Source organism: Massilia sp. CT11-137 (assembly GCF_047302885.1).
Lineage (GTDB): Bacteria > Pseudomonadota > Gammaproteobacteria > Burkholderiales > Burkholderiaceae_D > Telluria > Telluria orientalis.
The window spans coordinates 1-23,803 of record NZ_JBKYMP010000001.1 but is presented as its reverse complement, the minus strand read 5'-3'; the positions used below and the strand labels follow the sequence as shown (position 1 = coordinate 23,803).

Sequence of the window (23,803 nt, the reverse complement as noted above, 5' to 3'; positions counted from 1 at the left end):
CGATCCGTACCCTAAGAGAGCCTCGTCCCATGCGTTTGAATCAACTGACCCTCGTTGCCGCCCTGGCCGCCGCCTTCCCCCTGTTCGCCACCGCCGCCGACGCGCCCGCCGCGCCGGCCCAGAAGCCGTGGCTGGACCGTTCCCTCAGCGCCGACAAGCGCGCCGAACTCGCCGTCAAGGCCATGACCCGCGAAGAAAAGCTGCGTTGGGTGTTCGGCTATTTCGGCACGTCGTTCGCCCCGAAGGGCACCACGCCGCCGAAAGGCGCGATCCCGTTCTCGGCCGGCTTCGTGCCGGGTAACCCGCGTCTCGGCCTGCCGGACCTGCTGGAAACGGACGCCGGCCTCGGCGTCGCCACCCAGTCCACCCCGACCCCGCGCGAGCGCACGGCGCTGCCGTCGGGCCTGGCCACCGCGTCGACGTGGGATACGCAGATGGCCTATGCCGGCGGCGCGATGATCGGCTCGGAAGCGCGCCTGTCCGGCTTCAACGTGATGCTGGCCGGCGGCGTGAACCTGATGCGCGATCCGCGCAACGGCCGCAACTTCGAATACGCCGGTGAAGACCCGCTGCTGGCCGGCACGATGGTCGGCCATGCCGTCAAGGGCATCGAATCGAACCACGTCATCTCGACCGTCAAGCACTATGCGCTGAACGACCAGGAGACGGGCCGCAACGAGCACGACGTCCGCATCGACAAGGCCGCGGCCCGCATGTCGGACCTGCTCGCGATGCAGCTCGCGCTGGAGCAGTCGGACGCCGGTTCCGTCATGTGCTCGTACAACCGCGTGTTCGGCACCTATGCGTGCGAGAACGACTACCTGCTGAACGAAGTGCTGAAGAAGGACTGGGGCTTCAAGGGCTACGTGATGTCCGACTGGGGCGCGACGCACAGCACCGTGCAGGCCGCGAACAATGGCCTGGACCGCCAGTCGGGCCAGGAATTCGACAAGTCGCCGTACTTCGGCGGCGCGCTCGAAGAAGCCGTGAAGAACGGCTACGTGTCGGAAGCGCGCCTGGACGACATGGCCACGCGCATCGTGCGCGCGATGTTCGCCAAGGGCGTCGTCGACAATCCGGTCGCGCAGGGCGGCAAGATCGACTTCGCGAAGAACGGCGCCGTCAGCCGCGCGACGGCGGAAGAGGGCATCGTCCTGCTGAAGAACGACAACCGCGTGCTGCCGCTGTCGAAAGACGTGAAGACCATCGCCATCATCGGCGGCCATGCCGACGTGGGCGTGCTGTCGGGCGGCGGTTCGTCGCAGGTGTATCCGGTCGGCGGCAATGCCGTGCCGGGCCTGGAGCCGAAGGTCTGGCCGGGTCCGGTCGTGTACTACCCGTCGTCGCCGCTGCGTCACATCCAGGCGCTGGCGCCCAACGCGAAGGTCGTGTACGACGACGGCACCGATCCGGCACGCGCCGCGCGCGTGGCCGCGCAGGCCGACGTCGCGCTCGTGTTCGCGACGCAGTGGATCGGCGAAGCGAACGACGCGACGTCGCTGGCGCTGCCGGACAACCAGGACACCCTGATCGACAACGTGGCCGGCGCCAACCCGCGCACCGTCGTCGTGCTGGAAACGGGCGGCCCGGTCGCGATGCCGTGGGTGTCGAAGATCCCGGCCGTGCTGGAAGCGTGGTACCCGGGCACGAGCGGCGGCGAAGCGATCGCGCGCGTGCTGTTCGGCGCCGTGAATCCGTCCGGCCACCTGCCGGCCACGTTCCCGGTCTCCGAGCAACAGCTGCCGCGTCCGAAGCTGGACGGCGATCCGAAACAGCCGGAGCAGCGCTTCACCGTCGATTACACGAAGGAAGGCGCGGCCGTCGGCTATAAATGGTTCGACCAGAAGGGCCTGACCCCGCTGTTCCCGTTCGGCCACGGCCTGTCGTACACGACGTTCTCGTACTCGGGTCTCGCGAGCCAGGTCAAGGACGGCCGCCTGCACGTGCGCTTCAAGGTCACGAACACGGGCAACGTCGCCGGCAAGGACGTGCCGCAGGTGTACGTGTCGCCGCTCGCCGCCAAGTGGGAAGCGCCGAAGCGCCTGGCCGTCTGGGACAAGGTCGCGCTGCAGCCGGGTGAATCGAAGGAAGTCGACGTCGTCGTCGAGCCGCGCATCCTCGGCCTGTTCGACGAGAAGAGCAAGACCTGGCGCATCGCCAAGGGCAAGTACAAGCTGGTGCTGGCCGAAGACGCGGCCGGCAAGAACGCGACCAGCGTGACGGTCGACCTGCCGGCGTCCACGCTGGACGTGCGCGGCCGCCAGCGCAAGTAAGCATCACCCCCCTGCCGCCCCCCCCCCCGGGGGGGGGGCGGGGCACCCCGGGGGGCCCCAACCGCGCCGCTACCGTCCGCCCGCCTTGCCGCTGCTTCCGGCCGGCGTCGGCGGACTGCCGAGTACCTTGCGCAAGGCGTCGGCCTGGGCGTTGGTCTCCTTGCTGTCGATCGCCTGCAGCGCGGTCATCGGCTTGCCGTAGTAGGCCTCGGTCAGGCGCTGGTTGTAGCGGACGTCGTTGATGCCCACCGTGGCCGCGTTGCCGAACAGGCCCTTGCTGCCCGACCACGCGACGACGTCGCCCGCCGTGGAGCCCTGGGCCATGCGCGCGAAGTTGACGACCGTGAGCCCGGCGTCGGCGCTGAGCGAGAAGTTGTTACGGTTGCGGAAACTGTCGACGGCTTTCTGGTTCAGCAGCACCAGGGCGATCGGCCCGCCTTCCACGCCGGCCTGGAGTCCGATGCTGAGGCCGCCGGTGTCGAAGAACACCGGGTTGCCCCAGGCGCCATCCGCGCGCCGGGCCATCAGCACGCCCGCGCCGCCGGCACCCCCGACGCCGAGCGCGGCGCGGCCATAGGTGGGCACGATGAAGACGCCGCGCGCGCGGCCCAGCAGGGCCGCCATGCCGGTCTCGTTGCTCATCGTATGGACGACGCCCACGGCGTCGCTGACGTGCTTGACGGCGGCCTGCTGGCGCCGCGTGGCGGAGTCGTTGTCGGTGCCGTGCGCCGCCTGGCCCGCCGCCGCCGTCGCGGACCGGGACGGCTGGGCATCCTGTGCGGTGGCGGCCGGCAATGCGAAGGCGAGCATGAGCAGGGCGGCGGCGCCCAGCAGGGCATGCCGCAGGGCGGACCGGCGCCGGCCCGCACGAGGCGGCGGCGTCGTGCGTGGCATCGCGTGCATCATGTTGTTCTCCTCGGTTCGGCCGAACGGATCGGCGATGAAGGTGGAGAATAGGAGCACCCCCGGGGGCGGGCTTGACATGTATCAGTCGTGCGCCGGTCGGTATCATGGGCCATGGTCTATCAATTTTTCGCCGCCATGGTGCTGTTATTGCACCTGGGCTTCATCCTGTTCGTCGTCGCGGGTGCCGTACTCGTCGCGCGCCGGCGCCGGCTGCTGCCGCTGCACCTGGGCGCCGTCGCCTGGGGCATCCTGATCGAGGCCACCGGCGCGGCGTGCCCCCTGACCGGGCTGGAGAATCACCTGCGCATGCTGGCCGGGACGGCGGGCTATGCGGGCGGTTTCGTCGACCATTATCTTGTCGGACTCATCTATCCGTCCGGTCTCACGAGCGGCATGCAATGGGGACTGGCCGCGGCCGTGCTGGCGCTGAACGCCGTGCTGTACATCCGCATCGTGCGCGGGGGCCGGGACGACCGCGATTGATCCGGATCCGCGGCTGGAGCGGACGGGACGCACTTGCACGGGACCGGGCGGCATGAGATCGTAGGGGGCCACGACAGGAGAAAACATGCCGACAGCCATGAAGACACCCGGTCCCGACCATCCGATCACGATCACGCCGGCGCCGGGCCGCGTGACGGTGCGCGCCGGCGGTACCGTGCTCGCCAGCAGCGACCGCGCGCTCGCGCTGCGCGAAGCGGATTATCCGGACCGCGTCGATGCGATCGAGACCCGTTGAGCCCGGCGGTGAGGGGCCCGGCGGCGTGCCGTTCGACGAGTTCACGCTGACGGGACGCGCACGCACGCATGTCCAGCATTACGGGCAGATGCCGGGACAGCCCCGTTTTGCGGCGCGGCCCGAGGTCGCGGCGGCGTTTCTCGCGATGCGCGCGGCGGCCGGGGAGGACGGTATCGACATGCTGCCGATCGCGTCGTGGCGGCCGTTCGAGGCCCAGGCCCGCAACTGGAACCGCAAATTTTCCGGGCAGGCGACATTGTACGATTGCGCGGGCGGTGCGCGCGACCACGGGGCGCTGGCGCCGCCGGACATCGTCCGTGCGATCCTCGACTGGACCGGGTTGCCGGGCGCGACGCGGCGCCACTGGGGCACGGACATCGACGTGTTCGACCGCGCCGCGCACCCGCCCGGCTACCGGACGAAGCTGCTGCCGCACGAGGCCGGACCGGACGGCGTGTACGCACGCCTGCATGCCTGGCTCGACATGCACGCGGCGCGCTTCGGTTTCTTTCGTCCGTACCGCACCCGCCGCCGCGGGATGTGCCCGGAACCATGGCACCTGAGCCATGCGCCGTCGGCACGGGCGGCGCTGGCGGCCATCGATATCGACATGGTCGCGCGCGCGGTCCGCGGTGCGGATCTGCTGGGCCGCGAGCTCGTGCTGGAGATGTTGCCGGACATTTTCCGCGACCACGTGCTGGACGTGGACCGCCCGGACGCGGGGATCGGCGGCGGTTAGCCGGCGTCCTGGCCGGCCGTGCGGGCAAGGCGGTGCACGCCGCCCGCATCGGCGCGGTCCGCGCGCACGGCGGGCGGCGCCAGGTGCAGGGTGGTGCGGGCGAGCGCGTCCATGCGCACGCCGAGCGGACGCCGCATCGGACCGGGTTCCAGGCGGGTAGCGAACATCCACAGGACGGGGTAATCGAGGGTCGTCGGCACGACCACGTTCAGGATCATCGCGAGTTGCCAGTCGGCGCACTGGAGGTCGTCGATAGAGATAAGCAACGGCTGGTTCGCCGCGCGATGCTGGACCAGCGCGCACAGGGCGGCCGTCTGCAGCAGCTGGGTGGCCGGCAGGGGCCACTCGGGCGGGGCGTCGATCAGGCCGACGCACGCGTCGACGTGGACCGGCGCCACACCCAGCGCGGCGCAACGGCTACGCACGAGGTCGGCCAGCGGGACGGCGTCCGTGCCGGCGCCGGCCTGAAGGCCGAGCAGGCCGAGCATCAGGTCGGCGGCCGTGTGGACGGCGGGGATGCGGGCGCGACCGCCGTCGAGTACGACGCAGGTGTAGCCGCGCGTCCGGGCGTCGCGGACGCCGAAGGACAGCAGCGGCGATTTGCCGGCGCCGGCGACACCCTGCACGTCGATGATCCGCCCGCGGCCGCCGGCATGGACCGCGTCGATGACTGCACGGCATTGCAGGCGCTCGACGTCCGAGATGTCCGCCGCGTCCGGCACGGGACGCGCGCGCGGCGCCTGGCGGGTCGGCTCCGGGTCGATCAGGGTCTCGACGCCGATGCCGTAGAACGCGGCCAGGTGGCGCACGGTGCGGTAGGGTACGGGCCTGCCGGATTCGGCGCGCTTGATGGCGGCGCGGGTGAGGCAGAGTCTGCGTTCCTGGAACTGTTCGGACAACGCCTCGCGTCCGCTGCGGCGCTGGCGCAGGGCTTTCAGGCTGTGCACGTCGAGCATGACGCGGGCGTCAAAGGGCTGGATGGGCGAGGAAGCGAGGTTGAATGTCATTGCACGTCCGGGAAAAGGCACCGCCCCGATGGCGGCGCTACTCATATTGCAAACGCCGTGCCATGGCGAAATCCGGGGAGACGGGCCCGATTTCGGCCCATCGGATGTTTCTGCGTGTAAAATTGCCATGTTTTTTACATGTAAAGCGATAACGTCGACGTTCCGCGCATGCTTGACTCCACCGAATATACCCAGACGTTGCAGCTGTCCGCGCAGGGGATGCCCGGACGGCCGCTGCTGGCGCTGACGATCCTCTGGCATCCCGACCCGGCGCGCATCGGCGAACAGTTCGTCGGCGATCCCGGCACGCTGGAAGTGAACCGCTACGCGCCGCTGTTCTATCGTCCGGGCCAGGCCGGCCTGCCGCTGGGCCACGGCACGATCTCGCGCGACCCCGTGCGGATCGTGCGCGGCGGCGATGGCGAGGGCGTCGTGGTGTATTTCCCGGCGACCCGCATGCCGGTCGAGCTGAACGGGCGGGCCGCGACGGGGCCGGTCCGGTTCGACGCGGCCGACGTCGCGCGCGGCCAGGTCCTGACGCTCGGCCGCGCCGTCGTCCTGTGCCTGCACTGGATGGACTGCCTGCCCAAGCACAACCCGGTGCCGGGGCTCGTGGGCGTGGGCGCCGCGGCGATCGCGCTGCGCGACCAGATCCGCATGGTGGCGCCGACCGACATCCCCGTGCTGCTGCTGGGCGAGACGGGCACCGGTAAGGAAATCGCGGCGCGCGCGATCCACGCGCTGGGCCAGCGCGCGCAGGCGCGGCTCGTCGCCGTCAACATGGCGGCGCTGAACGAATCGTTGGCGGCGGCCGAGCTGTTCGGCGCGGCGCGCGGCGCGTACACGGGCGCGCAGGAGCGCCGTGGCCTGTTCGCGGAAGCGGACGGCGGCACCCTGTTCCTCGACGAGATCGGCAATGCGCCGGCCAGCGTCCAGCCGATGCTGCTGCGCGTGCTGGAAGGGGGCGATTTCCGCCCGCTGGGCGCGAGCCAGGACCGCAAGACGACGGCGCGCCTGATCGCGGCGACGGACCAGGACCTCGACACGGCCGTATTCAACCAGGCCCTGTTGCGCCGGCTGGAGGGATTCGCGCTGCAACTGCCGCCGCTGCGCGCGCGGCGCGAGGACATCGGCGTGCTGATCGTGCACCTGCTGCAGGCGCATGGCGCGCAGCCGGTGCTGCCGCTGGAACTGGTGGTGGAGATCGCGTGCCACGACTGGCCCGGCAACATCCGCCAGCTGGGCCACACGTTGCGCCGCGCCGCAAGCCGTCGGACATCACGGAGGCCGAAGTATTGCGGGCGATGGCGGCGAACGAGTGGAACATCCAGGCCGCGGCGCGCGACCTGGGCATCTCGCGGCCGACGATGTACAAGCTGCTCGATGCCCACCGCGAGATCCGCTGGGCGGAGCGGATTCCCGCCGATGAGATCGAACGCGCATTGGCCGCGTGCGCGGGCGACGTCGGGCGCTGCGCGGAAGTGCTCAGGACGCCGACGGAGTCGTTGCGGCGGGAAGTGCGGCGCCTGACGCTGGATCGCCTGACGCCAACGTAGACGACGCGATTAGTCGCACATCGGCGGCATCGTGCCGACGTCCACTTCCGGGTCCGGAAGGAAATAGAACGAACTGGTCCCGTCACTGTTGCTAGTCGAGAACGATACCGTGAATCCCCAAAGACCATGTTGCTGACCGACAACGACAGTCGAGTTCGCCTTAAGGTTGATGCGGTTGCCTTCGGTAAACGGCGACCCGCCATGGCATTTTGTCTCCATCTTCCCGCTGATCAGCACACATTCAGCGATGTCATCAGGTCCATCGAACTGGAATGTGATTTTGTCGCCCGACTGAACCTTGAGCGCGTCGCCATCGTGATGCGGGACGCCGTCCAGGCTCCAGGTGGCCGTGGTCTGGCCTTTGACGTAGGTGACCACAAGTTGATGGGTTTTTTGGGGCATGGTGTTCCTTTCGTTTGAACTGTGAGGCGATCAGTCTGGGTGGTAATTGGGATCGCGGCGTAGCGCCAGTAGATCTGGTTCCGCTTCGACGTACTTTGCCGGATAGCCGAGGCGGAGTGCTTCTGTGATTGCCGCGAGCGCCTGCTTACGGTCACCAAGCAGTTCATAGGCGAGGCCGGCGCGGAAATGAGCGTCGGCGTTCGCGGGAGCCAGTGACAACGCCCGTGTTATCAATGTCCGCGCCTCTTCCTGGTGGCCAGAGCGGGCCGCATACAGTCCCATGCGGGATACGAGCAGCACATCGTTCGGGGAGTGCTCGAGCCGTTCGGCCAGCAGGCGTCGTGCCTTGTCGTATGCCTGACGTGCCTCGTCGCCTCGTCCAGGGATCCACAGCAGAGTGTCAGCCAGGTTGGCCCAGTTCAGGTAGGATCCCGGCGCGCCGCGGGTCGGCGAGACGGCATTTTCGAACGCGCCGGCAGCACCGACGTAGTCGCCGCGTTTAAACAGGATGTTGCCAAGGGTTGCATAGAGATCGGCGCACGGACGTACTTGCAGACCTTGTTGAAGTACGCGCAACGTCTCGTCAGAGCGATTCTGGCGCATCAAAACGGCGGCCAGATTGGAATAGGATCTCACCGCATCCGGCTGCAGCGCAATGCTGCGACGAAATGCCTCTTCGGCGGCGGGAAGATTAGATTGTTCGTAGTACACAGAGCCCAGCGCGTCGAGGAAGACACGTTCGCGTGGAAACTGGCGGATCGCTTCCGTGATCGCGGATTCCGCAGTTGCATAGCGCCGGGCGTGGCGCAACGTTTCGATCTTACCCCACCACGCGAAAAAGTTGGAGGGATCGAGGCGAAGTGCTCGATCGTAGCTTGCGACAGCGTCATCCCGACGGCCCTGGAAGTCGCGCACCCAGCCTTGGGCGATGTACCCGAGCGCTAACTGATCGTTCAGTTTCAACGCCTGCTGCGCACCGGCATCAGCCTTGCGCAACCATGTTTCATCCTGGCGATCACCGCCATAGCGGATAATACTGACGAGCGATAAGCCGGCAACTGCCGCAGCACTATCAGGGCTCTGTTTCAAGATCCGGTTGAAATGCGTTTCTGCGTTCTCGAGGCTCCCGGGAAGATCCAGCAATTTGAGTGCGGCCAGGCCCTGTTCCATCTCCACCGCTTCAGAATAGGGGGCCAGCGCTTCGCTGAGCATCCCGAGCCTGGGTGCAACCTGCCACCACAGCCCGCCTGCAATCGCGAACCCGATCGTTGTGGCGATACCAATGTGCACGGCACGGCGGGAAAGGCGGTTCTTGAGCTGAAGAGTGTGCTCTTCTTGTGGGCTGGCCGAGCCGGGCTTGCCCCTCTTTTCTCTTAGGCGCCGCAGTGCTTCATCCATGGTTGTTACCCGCTGCTCGGGCTGTCGCGCCGTCATCGCCCGTATCAATGCGATCAATCTCGTATCGAGGCTGTCCGGATAATCCCACCCATCCGACGACGTCTGGATGAGAACAGCGGCAAGTGCCAGCCCATGCAGGGCCGCGAACGGCCGCTTGCCGCAGACGAGTTCGTACAGGATGACGCCGAGCGCATATACGTCCGCGCGCGGATCGGGCGTCGCGCCCTGCAGCCGTTCGGGCGCCATGTAGGCGATCGTGCCCTGGGGATCGGTCTGGCCGGTAGCTGCGACCTCGCCCAGCGACACGGTCTCGGTGGCCAGCGCGTCCTGGCGTAGCGCGAGACCGAAGTCGAGGATGCGCACGCGTCCACCGTCTTCGATCATCAGGTTCGACGGCTTGATATCGCCATGCACGAGACCGGATGCATGCGCGTCGCGCAGCGCCTCCGCCACCTGGCCTACCCAATCGAGAGCAGTCGCGAGATTGACTGGGCCTCCCCGCAGAATCTGTGTCAGCGTGCGGCCATGCACCAGTTCCATGACGATGAATTGACTAATGCCGTCATCCTCAATGGCGTGCACCTTCACGAAGGCGGGATGATGCAGCGACGCGGCCAGGCGCGCTTCACGCACGAGGTCCGCGCTTGCCATCGAGCCGTGCCGTATGGTCTTGATCGCGACGCTGCGGTGCAGGCGAGTGTCCCATGCTTCGTAGACTACGCCGAATCCGCCCTCGCCGAGTCGGGCGCGCAGTTCGTAGTGTTCGGGACGACCGGAGCCGGGAACGACGTTCGATGTGCCAGTCGTATCAGGATGAGTAGACGCTGCCATGACCCGCAAAAGTGATGTTTGGAAACATTATAGCGACAAGGCAACTCTTTGAAAGCAGTTTCGCGATTCGTCCGATAACCACGTAGAAGAGTGCCCGTCCACCCGGTGTTGAAGTAGAGGGATTGCAAGTGGGCGTTACGCCTCGGCACCGGAAAACGCCATGTTTGGCAGCGCCGATCGTGTCGGGCGGAATCGGCCGACCGCGCTTGTGCTAGCAGCCGATTCTGTACCAGATGAGATCCGATTGGGAAGGAAATTTGTCCGGTTGCCGTTCCACCAGCTCAATGAGGCGGAGTGAGCAGCGAGAAATGCCGAGCCGGGAACGATGGGCATCGTTGCGGGCATAGCGAATCGTCTATTTATCGATTGCCTTGTTCAGGTTGAACATGTCGTCATGGCGTCTATACATCAAGTTGCCATATAGAAATATCACATCAGATAATGAACGAAATGGTGTAGCGATTTCTTCGACGCGCTCACCCGCGCGGCGCCCGCTCCGGCGCCACGAACGCCAGCGCTTCCTCGAACGAGCGCAACACGATGTCGACATGCTCCTCGACCGTCGGCTGCGGCACGGACGACTGGTCGAACGGCAGCTTGACGGTGGCGAGCAGCGCATCCGGCAGGTGGGTGCGCAGTTCCGTGACGGCGTTCAGCCAGTCCCCGAGCCGGTCCTCGACGGGGTACGGCAGGATCACGGTGGAGATGAGCTCCGCCTTTTCCGGACCGGGCCGGTCGGCCGTGCCCAACAGGGTGCTGCGCGCATCGATGTTGGCGTCCCGCAGCGCCGACACGAGCAGTTCGGCGAGCAGTTCGTCCCGTTCCGCCGCGAGGGCGGCGCACAGCACGACGGAGTGCGCGGGCACGTCCAGCGAGCCCTGCCAGCGGCCCTGGCGGGTCTCGCGCATCTGGCGCAGGTAGGCGCCCAGGTTGGCGTCGAGCAGCGAGACGTCGCGGCGGCGCCGCGTGCGCGCGGGCGTGCGGCCTTCCGGGTTCAGGGTCGCCGCCACGCGGCCCATGGCGGCGCGCATGGTTTCCATCTGGCCCGCGTCGATGCGGCCCGCGCGCATGTCGGCGCCGGCCAGGGCGAGGCCCGGCAGCAGCACCTTGTCGCAATAGCGCGCGAAGCTGGCGCGGCGCAGGTAGGCGTGGGCGTCGCGCACGATCGTGTCGCTGTCCGCCGTCAGCAGGCGCTGGTACAAACGCTGGGCGCCCGAGACGTTGGGGGCGTCGCCCAGCAGGATCGTCACCGGTTCCAGCCCGCGTACGTGGCGGCCCGCCACGACGAAGCACAGGGTCAGCGGCGTCGACAGCAGCAGGCCCACCGGCCCCCACATCGCGCCCCAGAACACGGCCGAGACGATCACGGCGAGCGGCGACAGGCCCGAGCTGTGGCCGTAGACCTTCGGTTCGACCACGTTCGCGACGAACAGTTCCAGCGCGACGAACAGGGCGATGCAGGACAGGGCCAGCTGCCAGCCGGGGTCGATGGCGGCGACGAACACGGCGATGACGGCGCCCGCCGCCATCACGCCCAGGTAGGGCACGAAGCGCAGCATGCCGGACAGCGCGCCCCACAGGCCCGCGTGCGGTACGCCGGCCAGCCACAGCAGCACGCCGATGAGGGTGCCGAACGTCAGGTTGACGGTGAATTGCGACAGGAAGAAGCGCGACACGCCTTGGGCCGCGTCGCCCAGGGTGCGGATCGTGCGGTTGATTTCGGTCTGGCCGGCGAGCCGGATCAGGCGGTCGCGCAGCGATTCGTGTTCGAGCGAGATGAAGACGAGCAGCACGAGCACGAGGCCCGCTTCGCCCAGCGGTCCCCACGCCATCGCGAACAGGCGCGCGAGCGAATCGCGCGTCGTCAGGCGCGGCTGGCGGATCTCGACGGGCAGCGGCTGCGTCGGGCTGACGGTCACGGTGCTCATGCCGCGCCGGCTGCTGACGGTGCCGCTCTGCTGCGCCTGCGGCTGCACGGCGCTGATCTCGGCCTCGATGCGGGCGAACGGCCGCTCCGTCATCTCGCGCACGGCCGCGACCTTGGTGCGGATCGCGGCACGGTATTTCGGCAGGTCGCCCGTCACGGCGACGAGCTGGAACGCGAGGACGATGCCCAGGCCGACCACGCACGTGCCCACCATCAGCACGGACAGCATCGTCGCCGGTACCTGGCCCAGGCCGATGCGCCGCAGCGTGCGGATCAGCGGGGCGATCACGAGGCTGAGGATGACCGCCAGCGCGAGCGGTTCGAGGACGTCGCGCCCGAAATACAGCAGACCGAGCACGCAGCAGGCGGTAACGATCGAGCTGGAAGTCAGGTGCTTGAACAGAGTGGATTCGCGCATTCGCGGCCGCAAGCGGGAATGGCAGCCATCCCGAAGAGATAAAACCGCCAATGTAGCAAAAAACGTGGCCGGCAATCAAATTTCTATGCAGAAATTTCCATTTATCGTGAGAGGCGGGGTCAATCTGTCCTCGCGTAGCCCGCCTGGCGCTTGTCCAGCCGCCGCGCGAAGCGGTCGCCCGTGAGCTGGATGACCTGCACGAGCGCGACCAGCACGACGACGGTGAACACCATGATGTCCGTCTCGAAGCGGTAGTAGCCGTAGCGGATGGCGAGGCCGCCGATGCCGCCGCCGCCCACGACGCCGGCCGCCGCGGCGTACGAGAGAAAACCGATCGCGAGGGCAGTCAGCGCCAGCACGAGGCCGGAGCGGGCTTCGACCAGCAGCACGCGGGTGACGATCTGCAGCTCGGACGCGCCCATTGCCCGCGCCGCCTCGATCACGCCGCGCGGCACGTCGCGCAGGGTCTGTTCGACGAGGCGCGCGAAATACGGGACGGCGGCGATCGACAGCGGCACGGAGGCCGCGAGCGGCCCGATCGAACTGCCGGCGATCAGCCGGGTAAGCGGCACGAGCGCGACGAGCAGGATGATGAACGGGAACGAGCGGATCGTGTTCACGGTCCACCCGAGCAGCAGCGCGAGGGGACGGTTGCGCAGCGACTGGCCGGCGCCGACGACGAACAGGACGACGCCGAGCGGGCCGCCGAACAGCACGGCGGCGCACACGCCGATACCGAGCATGGCCAGGGTCTGGCCCAGCGCGACGGCCAGGTCGGGCAACAGGTCGATGAGACTCTCAAGCATGGAGGACTCCTGGATGGAACAGCGCACCGGCTTCGGTGGCGTGGAACGCGAGTTCGCGGCCGAGGGGTGTGACGCGCGGGGCCGTCGTGTCGGCGGGGGCGAACGTTTCCGCGACGACGCCGTGTTCGATCACCGCCACGCGGTTGCACAGCGCCGCCAGGGCGGGCAGTTCATGGCTGACGATGACGATCGTGACGCCGAGATCCGCACTCACGGTGCGCAGGGTGGCGAGCAGGGCCCGCGTCGCTTCCGCATCGAGGGCGGACGTCGGCTCGTCGCACAGCAGGACCTCGGGCTGGCTTGCGATTGCACGGGCGATGGCCGCGCGCTGTCTCTGGCCGACGGACAGGCGTGCCGGATACTCGTCCGCCCGCGCCGCCAGGCCGACGAGCTCCAGGCACGCCTGCACGCGCCGGCGCAGGCGCGGAGGATTCAGCATGCCGTGCAGGCGCAGCGGGAACGCGACGTTGTCGAACACGGTCAGGTTCTGCAGCAGGTTGTCGTGCTGGAAGATCATGCCGATGTTCTGGCGCGCGGCGCGCAGGTCGCGTTTCGACAGCCGCGCCAGGTCGCGGCCCGCGACGACGACGGCGCCGCTGTCCGGCCTCTCCAGCAGGTTGATCGTGCGGAGGAGGGTCGATTTGCCGGCGCCGCTCTGGCCGGCGATGCCGAAGACGTCGCCGCCCGCCACGTGCAGCGATACGTCGCGCAGCACGGGGTCGGCACCGAAGGATGTGCGCACGCGGTCGAGACGGATGATGGTCATGGCGGCCCCCGTCACGGGTATGCGGCGGGTTCGGGCAGCGTGCCGCCGAGGGCGTGGCGGCCGATCCCGATCGCGGCCTTGTGCGCGACGACCTTCGCTTCCGCGGCCGCCAGCGCGACCTGGCGCCGTTCGCGTCCCGTCAGATGGTGGCCGCGCGCGAACGCGTCGTCCAGCGCCGCGGCGGCGCCTTCGGCCAGCACCTGCGCGGGTCGCACAAGCATCTGGAACCACGGCTGCGCCTCGCCGCGCGCCGCCTCCAGCGCGCCCTCGGCGAGGCCGACGTACACGTTCGCGACGATCATCTGCGCCACCTGCGCGCGCAAGGCCGCCCGCGGCGTGGCTGCGCGGGCGGCCGGCTGCAGCACGTCGTCTTCCGTCAGCTGCACGCCGGTGAACGTCACGGTGCCGCTGGCGGCGTGGCGCAGGCCGAACGCGTTCCAGTCGGCGTGGACGGCGACGCCATCCCGCTGCGTGGGCAGCACGGCGACCAGCGTGCCGTGCGCGAGCGGGTCCCAGGCGCACACGGTGAGCCGGTCTGACCCGACCGAACTTGCTGCACAAGCCTTGGCGCCGTCCAGCACGTAGCCGCCCGCCGTCGGCCGGGCGACGAGGCGTTGGTCCAGCGGGTTCAGGGTCTCGCCCCAGAACACGTCGTGCTCGATGGTCTCGAACAGCAGGCGGCGCTGCTGGCGCGCGTTGCCCGTCAGGCGGATGCCGGCGATCTGGAGGTGGTGGAGGCCGAGCCGGTGGGCGAGGGCGCCGTCGGCACGTGCGACGATGCGCACGACCTCGCCGATCGTCTTCCAGCTCGCCCAGAGGCCGCCGTATTCGCGCGGCACCGGGAGGGCGAGCAGGCCGGAAGCGCGGATCCACTGCCGCCCGCGCGCCGCCAGGTCGTGGGCGGCGGCAATGGGGTCATACGGGTCGGACGCCAGGGCCGGGTGGGCGTAGCCGTCCGACGATGCGGGAACCGGGTGTAGTGCCAGATGCATGGTCGATCTCCTTCAGCAGAGTCGGCCCAGTATGGCAAACGGGGGACTCCGCGTGAACGAAGATATTCGCCGTTCGATATATGACGAACGTTAAAACGAAAAGCGACTATGTATCCGAGGGATGCCGTCAGCGCGCCACGATCAGGCGCAGGCCGAGGGCGATGAAGATCGTGCCGGCGATGCGGTCGAGCCATTGGCCGGCTTTGGGGCGGCGCGCGAGCCACTGGCCGATGGCGCCGGAAAAGAAGCCGAGCAGGCCGAACAGGACGACGGCCTGCAGGGTGAACGTGAGGCCCAGCAGCGCCGTCTGCAGGTTGGCGTCGCCGCGCTGGGCAACGACGAACTGGGGCAGGAACGACAGGAAGAACAGGGCGACCTTCGGATTGATCGCATTCGCCACCAGCCCCTTGAAGAACAGCGCGCGGGCCGGGTCGGCGGCGGCATGCGCCGTGTCGACGCGGGCGCCGCCGCGGCTGCGGATGGCGTGCCAGCCCATCCACGCGAGATACAGGCCGCCGCACACCTTGAGCGTCGTGAACGCCAGCGGCGACGCGGCGATGAGGGCGGACACGCCCACGACGGCCAGCAGCGTGTGCGACAGGCACCCGAACGCGCATCCGAGCCCGAACGCGATGCCGCGCACCCGGCCCTTCGCCACGCCCACGCTCAATACCATCATGTTGTCCGGCCCCGGCGACAGGGTCAGCAGGATGGCGGCGGCGAGGAAGGCGAGGAACTGGTCGGGTGTCAGCATGGTAGCCCTGGGCAAAAAGGCAATGTTACCTCACCGGGGGCGCAGTTGGTGTAAAGTGCGGGTCCTATGTCCAGTCACAAGCACGAGCAACCTCTGCGCAATGCGTTCGAACGCGTCCTGAATGCCGCCCTGCTGAGGGGCTTCGTGGCCGGGATGAGCTACCGGCTCGGCGGCCTGGGCAAGGTACGGGTGACGCGCCAGCAGGTGGAGCTGGGCCCGGAACGCCGGCTGGCGCAGCCGCTGCGCATCGGTTTCGCGTCCGATTTCCACGCCGGCCCCACGACGCATCCCGCCGTGTTCGACGACCTGCTGGCCGCGATCCGCGCGGAAGCGCCGGACGTGATGCTGCTGGGCGGCGACTACGTGTGTTTCGATGCGGAGAACGTGGCCGTCCTGGCGGACTTCATTGCGGGCGCGCGGGCCCCGCTGGGCACCTATGCCGTCATCGGCAACCACGACACCTGGAACGGCCGCGGCATCATCGAGGACGCGCTGCGCGCGGGCGGCGCCGAGGTGCTCGTGAACCGCAACGTCGCGCTGCCGGCGCCGTTCGGCGGCGTCAGCGTGTGCGGCATCGACGATCCGTGGACCGGGGCGCCGTCGGCCGGCGCCACGTTCGCCGGCGCGGGCGCCGTCCGGATCTACCTCACGCATTCCCCCGACGGCTTGTACCGCCTGCAGGGCCAGCGCTTCGACGTCGCCTTCGCCGGCCACACCCACGGCGGCCAGATCGCGCTCCCGGATGGTGCGCCGCTGTTCCATCCCAGCGGCCCGTGCTCGCGCGATTTCTGCTACGGCCGCTACGACGTGCCCGGCAACGGCCCGCTGATCGTCAGCCGCGGCATCGGCTGTTCCGGCATTCCGCTGCGGCTGAATGCCGATCCGGAACTCCTCATTTGCACGTTGCGCTAGGCGTTCCTGGCCGTTTTTTGCGGTTTCCCAGCTTCTACACCTTGAAATATTGAGTATTTCCTTTGATTCTGGATAACAGAATGGCGATAATGTGACGCCGCCAGGCTGGCGACCGGCATTGTTCTTGCATGCCAGTCCCGGCGGCCCGAGCCCAGGAGGAGACCCCCTTCGGCGGATGTATGTGCAGGTTATCGCCTGCCCGCCGCGCATAACAATCAGGGACCGGGATCTATCTACTATCGATTGGAGAAAGCAGTGAGTCTTTTCAGAACCAAGAATCTCGACAACATGGTCGCAGCCTCCCGTACCCCGGGCGGGCTGAAGAAAGTGCTGGGGCCAACCGACCTCATCCTCATGGGCATCGGGGCGATCGTCGGCACCGGTATCTTCGTGCTGACCGGTACCGGCGCATTGACGGCCGGTCCGGCGTTGACGGTGTCGTTCATCGTCGCCGCCATCGCGTGCGGCTTCGCGGCCATGTGCTACGCGGAGTTCGCGTCGACCGTGCCGATCGCCGGTTCGATCTATACCTACAGCTATGTCGTCCTCGGCGAACTCGTCGCCTGGATGATCGGCTGGGACCTCCTGCTCGAATACGGGCTGGCGACGTCGGCGGTGGCCGTCGGCTGGTCCGGCTATTTCCAGTCGCTGATGGGCGGCTTCGGCATCACGATTCCCGAGATCCTGTCCGCCGCGCCGGGCGCGGTGCCGGGCGTGCACAGCGTGATGAACCTGCCGGCGCTGGTCATCATGCTCGTGCTGACCGCGATGCTGTCGTACGGCGTGCGCGAATCGGCCCGCGTCAACAACGTCATGGTCGTCATCAAGATGATCGTCGTGCTGCTGTTCATCGCCGTCGGCTTCAAGCACGTCACGCCGGCCAACTGGCATCCGTTCGCGCCGTTCGGCGGCACGGGCATCATGAGCGCCGCCGCCGTCGTGTTCTTCGCGTTCATCGGCTTCGACGCCGTCACGTCGGCCGCCGAGGAAGTCAAGCGTCCGGAACGCGACCTCCCGATCGGCATCATCGGCTCGCTGACCATCTGCACGATCCTGTACGTGATCGTCGCCGCCATCATGACCGGCATCGTCCCGTTCCAGATGTTCAAGGGCATCGACCACCCGGTGTCGCTGGCCCTGCAGCACGCGGGCGAAAACTGGTTCGCCGGCTGGATCGACCTGGGCGCGATCCTCGGCATGACCACCGTGATCCTGGTGATGGCCTATGGCCAGACCCGCATCATCTACGCGATGTCGCGCGACGGCCTGCTGCCGGCGAAGCTGTCCACCGTGCACCCGAAATTCGGCACCCCGTTCTTCGCGACGTGGGTGGTCGGCATCCTGTTCGGCCTGATTGCCGCGTTCGTGCCGCTGAACGTGCTGGCCGAGCTCGTCAACATCGGCACGCTGGCCGCGTTCTGCCTCGTCTCCGTCGCCGTCATCGTCCTGCGCAAGAAGCGGCCGGACCTGAAGCGCGCGTTCCGCTGCCCGGGCGTGCCCATCGTGCCGGGCATCGCCGTCGTGTTCTGCCTGGCGCTGATGTCGTTCCTGTCCGCGATCACGTGGGTGGCATTCCTCATCTGGCTGGTGCTGGGCCTGCTGGTGTATTTCGGCTATGCCCGTTCGCGTTCCTTGCTGAGTGGCGTGACGCAGCCGTAATTCGGCGTGACTTTGCAGAAGCGGCGCTGCGGCGCCGCTTTTTTATTCTGCAACGATATATTTTTTGTAATCCCTGTCCGACATTCTGGAGGGAAGCGTACCGATTACGCCAAGTTGGCCGGGTCCGCATAATCTTGGTAGAACATTTACCAAAAGATTTGTTATGACCTCCACTTTTGTCGTCGACAGCCCGGCCCGCGCGACGGGCCGGGACACCCGCCCGGTCCAGGTATCGTCCGCCAGGGATTTGTACTTCGCGCTGATGGACAACCCGGCCGCGGCCCTCGAGGCGTCCCGCGCATTCCTCGCGGCACAGATCGAAGTCGCGCGCGCCGAACCGTGCGAACTGCCGGATGCGGTGTGGCAGCTGCAGGGCTGGATCCAGGGCCGTGCCGAATCGGTCGGCATCGCGTACCGCGAATACCTCGCCGCGCGCAAGAATGGCGCGCCGCGCCGCTATTTCACGAACAAGTCGCATGCGCTGTACTTCCTGAAGGGCGTCGCGCCCACGAAGCTCGTCGACGGCGCCTGGCTGTACGGCACCCTGTCGCGCTGGGAGAATCCGGACTTCCACCCCCTGATCAAGACCTATCTCGAAGAGCTGGGCGACGGCGTGCCGGACAAGAACCACGTCACGCTGTACCGCCGCCTGCTCGCGGCGCACGGCTGCGAACACTGGGAGACGCTGCCGCCGGACCACTTCGTGCAGGGCGCCATCCAGCTCGCGCTCGCGTACAACGCCGACGCCTTCCTGCCGGAAGTGGTGGGCTACAACCTCGGCTACGAACAACTGCCGCTGCATTTGCTGATCACGTCGTACGAGTTGAACGAACTCGGGATCGATCCGTATTACTTCACGCTGCACGTCACCGTGGACAACGCCGGCAGCGGCCACGCGCACAAGGCCGTGCAGGCGCTGCGCCACCTGATGGCGCAGTCGGGCGACCCGGCCGCGTTCTTCCGGCGCGTGCTGGACGGCTACCGGCTGAACGACCTGGGCGCGTGCACGACCTCCGTCATCGGCGCCTTCGATCTCGAAGCCGAACTGGTCGAGATCTTCGGCGCCAAGGCGGCCATCGGCAAGAACATGCACTCGGATTACTGCCGCGTGGCCGGCCGCTCCGTCAACGACTGGCTCGGCGATCCGCAGCAGATCCCCGACTTCCTCACGAAGCTGGAGGAATCCGGCTGGATCCAGCGCGGCGAAGACGTGGAGCAGAGCCGCTTCTGGCGCCTGATCCAGGGCGAGCGGGCGGAGATGTTCGGCGTGTTCTCGAGCTACGAGCAGCAGGTGCTGCGCGACTGGATCACGACCCCGCGCGACGCCAGCGCCGCCGCGCGCACGACCCGCGTGCTGAGCCACCGCGCGCGCCAGCGCACGCTCGACAGCCTCACGCAGCATGCCCAGCGCAGCGGTTATCCGGAGCGGGGCCTGATCCGCCGCCGCCCCGCGGGCACCGGCGGCGACTCCGAACTGCACCAGCTGGAACAGCGCGTGGCGGCGGCCGCCGGCAAGCCGGAGGCGATGGCCATGCTGGCGCAGCTGATGTCGCCGTCCGTGCACCACACGGCGATCGGCCTGATGGCCACGCGGATGTATTCGCAGCTGCTGGACGCTTGAAATGAACGCAGCGGCGCGCCCGCGCGCGCCGCGACGACCGACAAACAAGGGATTCCTGTGCACATACTCGAACAACGCTTCTTGCGCGGACCGAACATCCACGCCGCCACCCCCTGCCTGCTGTCCGTGCTCGACCTGGACGATCTGTACGGCGTCTCGACCCGCGACCTCCCGCAATTCAACGAGGCGCTGCTGGCCCTGTTGCCATCGCTCGCGGACTACCTCGTTCCGACGGGCCAGCCGGGCGGCTTCGCCCAGCGCCTGCGCGAGGGCACGTATCTCGCGCGCGTGATCGAGCATGTGACCCTGGGCCTGCAATGCCTCGCGGGCGCGCCCGTCGCGTTCGGGCGCACGCGTCCCGTGACGGGCGAGCCGGGCCAGTACCGCATCGTCTGCGCCTACCAGCTCGAAAAGGTCGCGCAGCCGGCGTTCGCGCTGGCGGTGGACATCGTCGACACGCTCGCGCACGGCCACGCATTCGACCTGGCGCCGCGCCTGGAAGAGTTGCGCGAGATCGCAGAGCACTACGCGATCGGCACGAGCACGGCCGCCGTGCTGGCCGCCGCGCAGGAGCGGGGCATTCCCGTCTCGCGCATCACGGAAGACGCGAACCTGTTCCAGTTGGGCTGGGGCGTGAAGCAGAAGCGCATCCAGGCGACGATCACGGGCGACACGGGCACCATCGCCGTGCGCATCGCCAGCGACAAGCAGCTCACCAAGCAGCTGTTGCACGAGGCGGGCGTGCCGGTGCCGCAGGGCGAGACGGTGACGACTGTCGAAGACGCGCTGCGCGTCGCCCATGACATGGCAAATAAGCTGAACGCGCCGGTGACCGTAAAACCGCTGGACGCGAACCAGGGCAAGGGCGTCACGGTCGCGTGCCGCACGGATGAAGAAGTCGAGCAGGCCTACGCGTACGCGCGCAAGTTCGGCCGCCACATCATCGTCGAACGCTTCGTCGAAGGCGCGGATTACCGCGTGCTCGTCGCGGGCGGCAAGGTGGCGGCGGCGTCGCTGCGGCGGCCCGCGCACGTCGTGGGCGACGGCACGCACACGGTGCGCGAACTCGTCGATCTCGAGAACCGCAATCCGGCGCGCGGCGCGGGCCACACGAACATCCTCACGCAGATCGCGCTGGACGCCCATGCGGAAGACCTGCTGCGGCGCCAGGACCTCGTCCCGGACACCGTGCCTGCCGCCGGCACGACGGTGTATTTGCGCGGGAACGCGAACCTGTCCACGGGCGGCACGGCCGAAGATGTGACGGACCTGCTGCCGGAATCCACGCGCCGCCTGTGCGTGCGCGCGGCCGCGAAGATCGGCCTGGACGTGGCCGGTATCGACATCGTCTGCCGCGACATCGCCCAGCCGCTGGCGGACCAGGGCGGCGCCGTCATCGAAGTCAACGCGGCACCCGGCATCCGCATGCACCAGCATCCCAGCGGCGGCACGCCGCGCGATGCGGGCGACGCCATCGTCCAGGGCCTGATGGGCGAGTCGGACGGGCGCATCCCGATCATCGCGTGCACGGGCACGAACGGCAAGACGACGACCACCTTGCTGATGGCGCACACGGTGCGCCTCGCGGGCAAGGTCACGGGCGTGACGACGACGCACGGGGTCTACATCGCCGGCAAGGAAGTCACGAAGGGCGATTGCACGGGCTACTGGTCGGCGCGCACGGTGCTCGCCTCGCCGGACGTGGAGTTCGCCGTGCTGGAGACGGCGCGCGGCGGCATCCTGAAACGCGGCCTCGCCTTCGACCGCTGCGACATCGGCATGGTGCTGAACGTATCGCCCGACCACCTGGGCCTGGACGGCGTCGACACGATCGAAGACCTCGCGCAGGTGAAGGCCGTGGTGCCGCTGTCGGCCAGCCGCGCCGTCGTGCTGAACGCCGAGGACCCGTTGTGCGTGGCGATGGCGCGCCGCGTGCATCCGGACGTGGAGATCGTGTACTTTGCGATGGAGGCGGACAGTCCCGTGCTGCTGCGCCACCTGGAAGAGGGCGGCCGCGCCGTCTACTTCCAGGACAATTCGATCGTCGTGGCGGATGCCACTTACCACCAGGAGCTGGTGCGCGTGGAAGCGATGCCGATCGCCTTGGGCGGCCGCGCGCGCTACAACATCGCCAACGGTCTCGCGGCGGCGGCGGGCCTGATGGCGGCCGGCTTCAGCAACCTGCAGATCGCGACGGGGCTGTCGACGTTCGTCAGCGACGGCAAGACGAACCCGCTGCGCACGAACGTGTTCGACGTGCGCGGCGTGACGGTCATCGTCGATTACGCGCACAATCCGGCCGCGTATGCCGCGCTGGCCGAGATGGCGCGCTCGCTGCTGCCCGGCCAGCTGGTGGGCATCGTGACGGCACCGGGCGACCGGCGCGACGCCGACCTGCTGGAAGTGGGCCGCGTGTGCGCCGGGCGCTTCGACGAACTGGTCGTGTACGAATCGTCGAGCCGCGGGCGCGCTTACGGCGGCGCCGTCGACCTGATCCTGCAGGGCGCCGAGGAAGTCGTCGGCAAGACGGATACCCTGCACCGCGAACTCGACGTGGGCGAGGCGATCCGCCTCGGCCTGTCGCTGTGCCGCCGCGGGGACGTGCTCGTGTTCGCGTGCGGGTCGTCGCTTGACGTGTTCGTCGAGGCGATTCGGCAGACGGACCCGGAAAGCGCGGCGCGCATCGCGGCGCAGGTGGGGTAAAGCCGCTCAGCGCCAGTTGCGGTCGTGCCCGAGGCCGTATGCAAGCATGGCCACGCCGGCGCCGAACACGAGCGCCATCGTCGCCACGCCCAGCGCCACGCTGATCAACACCGTGTTCGCGTCGCGCCGCGTGGCGCCGCGCAGCTTGAGGAGGGGCGCGAGTACGGTGACCGCGCCGAGTAGGCCCAGCGCGGGCGCCGAGACGATCGTGGCCACGACGACGACCGCCTGGTGCACCAGCACGAAGCGGCCGCGTTGATATTGTGAGGGGCGGTCTGGTTCTGTCGACATGTCGTTATCTCCCGTTCGGCCGAGTCGCCGCCTGGCGCGCGATCTCGAGAAAATTCCCCACCTTCGTCGACGAATTCCCTTCGAGCGACGCCAGCGCCAGCTTCGAGCGGACTTTCGCATCCGCGATGTCCACGTACGTCACCCCTTCGGCGTGGAACTGGCTGACGGACGCCGGCACGATCGACACGCCGAATTCCGCCGCGACGAGGCTGACGACGGTGGACAGCTGCGGTGCCTGCTGGCCCGGCATCGGTTCGAAACCCGCGTGGCGGCAGGCCGACACGATCTCGTCGTGCAGCATCGGGCTGGCCGCGCGGGGAATCAGCACGAACGGTTCCTGCGCCAGCGCGGACAGGGGGATTCTCGCCCGCCGCGCGAGTGGATGCGTGACCGGCAGCACGGCCTTCATCGACTCGCTCGCGATGTCCTGCAGGACGACGCCGGCGAACGAGTGCACGCCCGGGCGCAGGAAGGCCAGGTCGATCCGGCCTTCCTCGAGTTGCGCCAGCAGGTGCGCCGTCGTGCCTTCGGTGAGTGTGAGGCCGACGCCGGGATACGCATTGCGGAATTCGCGCACCAGCGCGCGCACGATCGGGTGGAACGCGGCGGACGCGGTGAAGCCGAGGTGCAAATGGCCTGTCTCGCCGCGTCCGGCCCGCTGCGCGTTCAGGGTGGCGTGCTCCACGTCGCCCAGCAGGCGCTTGGCGTCGACGAGCAGCGCCTTGCCGGCGTCGGTCGGCACCACGCCGTGGCCGGTGCGGTGGAACAGCTTCACGTCGAGCTCCCGCTCCAGCGCGTGGATCTGCTGGCTCAGCGGCGGCTGGCCGATGCCGAGCCGTTCCGCCGCGCGGGTGATATTGCCTTCCTCGGCGACGGCGACGAAATAGCGTAAATGTCTGAGTTCCATGCGGTATCTGTGAAAAGTATGGATCCTAGATTATCCATATATTGGACAGCATAGTGAGATTTCGCGATAATACAGGTATCCCACGGACAAGTTTTTTGCGGCGAGAGCCGCATGGACGCGTTCCGGCGGGCCCATAACTTTAAATTTTGGAAGAGTGCTGGAATGTCAGAAGCGATAAAAAAAGTGCAGGAGCGAA

General features: G+C 68.1%; 20 protein-coding genes and 1 pseudogene. 10 read left to right on the top strand and 11 right to left on the bottom strand.

Annotated features, from left to right (window positions below; genetic code table 11):
* Nucleotides 1–29: 29 nt before the first annotated feature.
* Nucleotides 30–2,273: a glycoside hydrolase family 3 C-terminal domain-containing protein gene (locus ACEN98_RS00105; RefSeq protein ID WP_413380438.1), complete on the top strand. Its 2,244-nt coding sequence runs from the start codon at nucleotides 30–32 to the stop codon at nucleotides 2,271–2,273.
* Nucleotides 2,274–2,342: 69 nt separating this feature from the next.
* Here ACEN98_RS00105 and ACEN98_RS00100 read toward each other — a convergent pair whose 3' ends face one another.
* Nucleotides 2,343–3,179: a lipid-binding SYLF domain-containing protein gene (locus ACEN98_RS00100; RefSeq protein ID WP_413380434.1), complete on the bottom strand. Its 837-nt coding sequence runs from the start codon at nucleotides 3,177–3,179 to the stop codon at nucleotides 2,343–2,345.
* Between the two features lie 111 nt (nucleotides 3,180–3,290).
* Between ACEN98_RS00100 and ACEN98_RS00095 the strand changes: the two genes are divergently transcribed.
* The 3 genes from ACEN98_RS00095 (at nucleotide 3,291) to ACEN98_RS00085 (ending at nucleotide 4,657) form a co-directional block, all read left to right on the top strand.
* Nucleotides 3,291–3,662 (top strand): DUF2784 domain-containing protein, encoded by a 372-nt coding sequence (locus ACEN98_RS00095; RefSeq protein ID WP_413380432.1) that lies wholly within the window; start codon nucleotides 3,291–3,293, stop codon nucleotides 3,660–3,662.
* Nucleotides 3,663–3,747: 85 nt separating this feature from the next.
* Nucleotides 3,748–3,918, top strand: a complete 171-nt coding sequence (locus ACEN98_RS00090; protein ID WP_413345987.1) for a hypothetical protein — start codon at nucleotides 3,748–3,750, stop codon at nucleotides 3,916–3,918.
* Complete coding sequence (locus ACEN98_RS00085; protein ID WP_413380430.1) at nucleotides 3,899–4,657, top strand: M15 family metallopeptidase; 759 nt, start codon at nucleotides 3,899–3,901, stop codon at nucleotides 4,655–4,657. Before ACEN98_RS00090 ends, ACEN98_RS00085 begins: the two co-directional genes overlap by 20 nt.
* Here the strand turns inward: ACEN98_RS00085 and ACEN98_RS00080 are convergent.
* Nucleotides 4,654–5,664: a hypothetical protein gene (locus ACEN98_RS00080; RefSeq protein ID WP_413380429.1), complete on the bottom strand. Its 1,011-nt coding sequence runs from the start codon at nucleotides 5,662–5,664 to the stop codon at nucleotides 4,654–4,656. The two genes, ACEN98_RS00085 and ACEN98_RS00080, sit on opposite strands and share 4 nt — an antisense overlap.
* 168 nt (nucleotides 5,665–5,832) lie before the next feature.
* On the opposite strand from ACEN98_RS00080, the pseudogene ACEN98_RS00075 reads away from it, so the two are divergent.
* Nucleotides 5,833–6,762 (top strand): annotated as a pseudogene (locus ACEN98_RS00075) (sigma-54 factor interaction domain-containing protein); the annotation flags it as partial.
* A 206-nt stretch (nucleotides 6,763–6,968) separates the two neighbouring features.
* Complete coding sequence (locus ACEN98_RS00070; RefSeq protein ID WP_413380427.1) at nucleotides 6,969–7,220, top strand: helix-turn-helix domain-containing protein; 252 nt, start codon at nucleotides 6,969–6,971, stop codon at nucleotides 7,218–7,220.
* A 9-nt stretch (nucleotides 7,221–7,229) separates the two neighbouring features.
* Here the strand turns inward: ACEN98_RS00070 and ACEN98_RS00065 are convergent, their stop codons facing one another.
* The 7 genes from ACEN98_RS00065 to ACEN98_RS00035 form a co-directional block, all read right to left on the bottom strand.
* Nucleotides 7,230–7,622, bottom strand: a complete 393-nt coding sequence (locus ACEN98_RS00065; RefSeq protein ID WP_413380425.1) for a hypothetical protein — start codon at nucleotides 7,620–7,622, stop codon at nucleotides 7,230–7,232.
* A 30-nt stretch (nucleotides 7,623–7,652) separates the two neighbouring features.
* Nucleotides 7,653–9,851 (bottom strand): protein kinase domain-containing protein, encoded by a 2,199-nt coding sequence (locus ACEN98_RS00060; RefSeq protein WP_413380423.1) that lies wholly within the window; start codon nucleotides 9,849–9,851, stop codon nucleotides 7,653–7,655.
* A 476-nt stretch (nucleotides 9,852–10,327) separates the two neighbouring features.
* Nucleotides 10,328–12,196, bottom strand: a complete 1,869-nt coding sequence (locus tag ACEN98_RS00055) for an AI-2E family transporter (RefSeq protein WP_413380421.1) — start codon at nucleotides 12,194–12,196, stop codon at nucleotides 10,328–10,330.
* A 119-nt stretch (nucleotides 12,197–12,315) separates the two neighbouring features.
* A complete protein-coding gene (locus ACEN98_RS00050) occupies nucleotides 12,316–13,002 on the bottom strand; it encodes a methionine ABC transporter permease (RefSeq protein WP_413380418.1) in 687 nt (228 codons plus the stop codon).
* Nucleotides 12,995–13,768 carry an ATP-binding cassette domain-containing protein gene (locus ACEN98_RS00045; protein ID WP_413380416.1) on the bottom strand — a complete coding sequence of 258 codons (774 nt, stop codon included), beginning with the start codon at nucleotides 13,766–13,768 and terminating at the stop codon, nucleotides 12,995–12,997. Before ACEN98_RS00045 ends, ACEN98_RS00050 begins: the two co-directional genes overlap by 8 nt.
* Nucleotides 13,769–13,779: 11 nt before the next feature.
* Nucleotides 13,780–14,760 carry an acyl-CoA dehydrogenase family protein gene (locus ACEN98_RS00040; protein WP_413380414.1) on the bottom strand — a complete coding sequence of 327 codons (981 nt, stop codon included), beginning with the start codon at nucleotides 14,758–14,760 and terminating at the stop codon, nucleotides 13,780–13,782.
* A gap of 127 nt (nucleotides 14,761–14,887) precedes the next feature.
* Nucleotides 14,888–15,514 carry a LysE family translocator gene (locus ACEN98_RS00035; RefSeq protein WP_413380412.1) on the bottom strand — a complete coding sequence of 209 codons (627 nt, stop codon included), beginning with the start codon at nucleotides 15,512–15,514 and terminating at the stop codon, nucleotides 14,888–14,890.
* 66 nt (nucleotides 15,515–15,580) lie between these two features.
* On the opposite strand from ACEN98_RS00035, the gene ACEN98_RS00030 reads away from it, so the two are divergent.
* The 4 genes from ACEN98_RS00030 (at nucleotide 15,581) to cphA (ending at nucleotide 22,409) form a co-directional block, all read left to right on the top strand.
* Nucleotides 15,581–16,426 carry a metallophosphoesterase gene (locus ACEN98_RS00030; RefSeq protein WP_413380410.1) on the top strand — a complete coding sequence of 282 codons (846 nt, stop codon included), beginning with the start codon at nucleotides 15,581–15,583 and terminating at the stop codon, nucleotides 16,424–16,426.
* A gap of 255 nt (nucleotides 16,427–16,681) precedes the next feature.
* Entirely contained in the window at nucleotides 16,682–18,085 is a 1,404-nt protein-coding gene (locus tag ACEN98_RS00025; protein ID WP_413380408.1) for an amino acid permease, read from the top strand.
* A gap of 163 nt (nucleotides 18,086–18,248) precedes the next feature.
* Nucleotides 18,249–19,706: an iron-containing redox enzyme family protein gene (locus ACEN98_RS00020; RefSeq protein WP_413380406.1), complete on the top strand. Its 1,458-nt coding sequence runs from the start codon at nucleotides 18,249–18,251 to the stop codon at nucleotides 19,704–19,706.
* A gap of 57 nt (nucleotides 19,707–19,763) precedes the next feature.
* Entirely contained in the window at nucleotides 19,764–22,409 is a 2,646-nt protein-coding gene (cphA, locus tag ACEN98_RS00015; protein ID WP_413380404.1) for a cyanophycin synthetase, read from the top strand.
* A gap of 6 nt (nucleotides 22,410–22,415) precedes the next feature.
* Here the strand turns inward: cphA and ACEN98_RS00010 are convergent, their stop codons facing one another.
* Both ACEN98_RS00010 and ACEN98_RS00005 read right to left on the bottom strand, forming a co-directional pair.
* On the bottom strand, nucleotides 22,416–22,700 hold the full coding sequence (locus ACEN98_RS00010) for a hypothetical protein (RefSeq protein ID WP_413380402.1): 285 nt from the start codon (nucleotides 22,698–22,700) through the stop codon (nucleotides 22,416–22,418).
* A 4-nt stretch (nucleotides 22,701–22,704) separates the two neighbouring features.
* Nucleotides 22,705–23,607, bottom strand: coding sequence for a LysR family transcriptional regulator (locus tag ACEN98_RS00005; RefSeq protein ID WP_413380400.1), 903 nt, complete (start codon nucleotides 23,605–23,607; stop codon nucleotides 22,705–22,707).
* Nucleotides 23,608–23,803: the final 196 nt, after the last annotated feature.

Excerpts from the sequence above, each read along its gene's own strand:
- ACEN98_RS00085 (WP_413380430.1), top strand. The coding sequence starts at position 3,899 with ATGCGATCGAGACCCGTTGAGCCCGGCGGTGAGGGGCCCGGCGGCGTG.
- ACEN98_RS00010 (WP_413380402.1), bottom strand. The coding sequence starts at position 22,700 with ATGTCGACAGAACCAGACCGCCCCTCACAATATCAACGCGGCCGCTTC.
- ACEN98_RS00090 (WP_413345987.1), top strand. The coding sequence starts at position 3,748 with ATGCCGACAGCCATGAAGACACCCGGTCCCGACCATCCGATCACGATC.
- ACEN98_RS00020 (WP_413380406.1), top strand. The coding sequence starts at position 18,249 with ATGACCTCCACTTTTGTCGTCGACAGCCCGGCCCGCGCGACGGGCCGG.
- ACEN98_RS00105 (WP_413380438.1), top strand. The coding sequence starts at position 30 with ATGCGTTTGAATCAACTGACCCTCGTTGCCGCCCTGGCCGCCGCCTTC.
- ACEN98_RS00060 (WP_413380423.1), bottom strand. The coding sequence starts at position 9,851 with ATGGCAGCGTCTACTCATCCTGATACGACTGGCACATCGAACGTCGTT.
- ACEN98_RS00055 (WP_413380421.1), bottom strand. The coding sequence starts at position 12,196 with ATGCGCGAATCCACTCTGTTCAAGCACCTGACTTCCAGCTCGATCGTT.
- ACEN98_RS00080 (WP_413380429.1), bottom strand. The coding sequence starts at position 5,664 with ATGACATTCAACCTCGCTTCCTCGCCCATCCAGCCCTTTGACGCCCGC.
- ACEN98_RS00045 (WP_413380416.1), bottom strand. The coding sequence starts at position 13,768 with ATGACCATCATCCGTCTCGACCGCGTGCGCACATCCTTCGGTGCCGAC.
- ACEN98_RS00005 (WP_413380400.1), bottom strand. The coding sequence starts at position 23,607 with ATGGAACTCAGACATTTACGCTATTTCGTCGCCGTCGCCGAGGAAGGC.
- ACEN98_RS00095 (WP_413380432.1), top strand. The coding sequence starts at position 3,291 with ATGGTCTATCAATTTTTCGCCGCCATGGTGCTGTTATTGCACCTGGGC.
- ACEN98_RS00050 (WP_413380418.1), bottom strand. The coding sequence starts at position 13,002 with ATGCTTGAGAGTCTCATCGACCTGTTGCCCGACCTGGCCGTCGCGCTG.
- ACEN98_RS00035 (WP_413380412.1), bottom strand. The coding sequence starts at position 15,514 with ATGCTGACACCCGACCAGTTCCTCGCCTTCCTCGCCGCCGCCATCCTG.
- ACEN98_RS00030 (WP_413380410.1), top strand. The coding sequence starts at position 15,581 with ATGTCCAGTCACAAGCACGAGCAACCTCTGCGCAATGCGTTCGAACGC.
- ACEN98_RS00070 (WP_413380427.1), top strand. The coding sequence starts at position 6,969 with ATGGCGGCGAACGAGTGGAACATCCAGGCCGCGGCGCGCGACCTGGGC.
- ACEN98_RS00040 (WP_413380414.1), bottom strand. The coding sequence starts at position 14,760 with ATGCATCTGGCACTACACCCGGTTCCCGCATCGTCGGACGGCTACGCC.
- ACEN98_RS00065 (WP_413380425.1), bottom strand. The coding sequence starts at position 7,622 with ATGCCCCAAAAAACCCATCAACTTGTGGTCACCTACGTCAAAGGCCAG.
- ACEN98_RS00100 (WP_413380434.1), bottom strand. The coding sequence starts at position 3,179 with ATGATGCACGCGATGCCACGCACGACGCCGCCGCCTCGTGCGGGCCGG.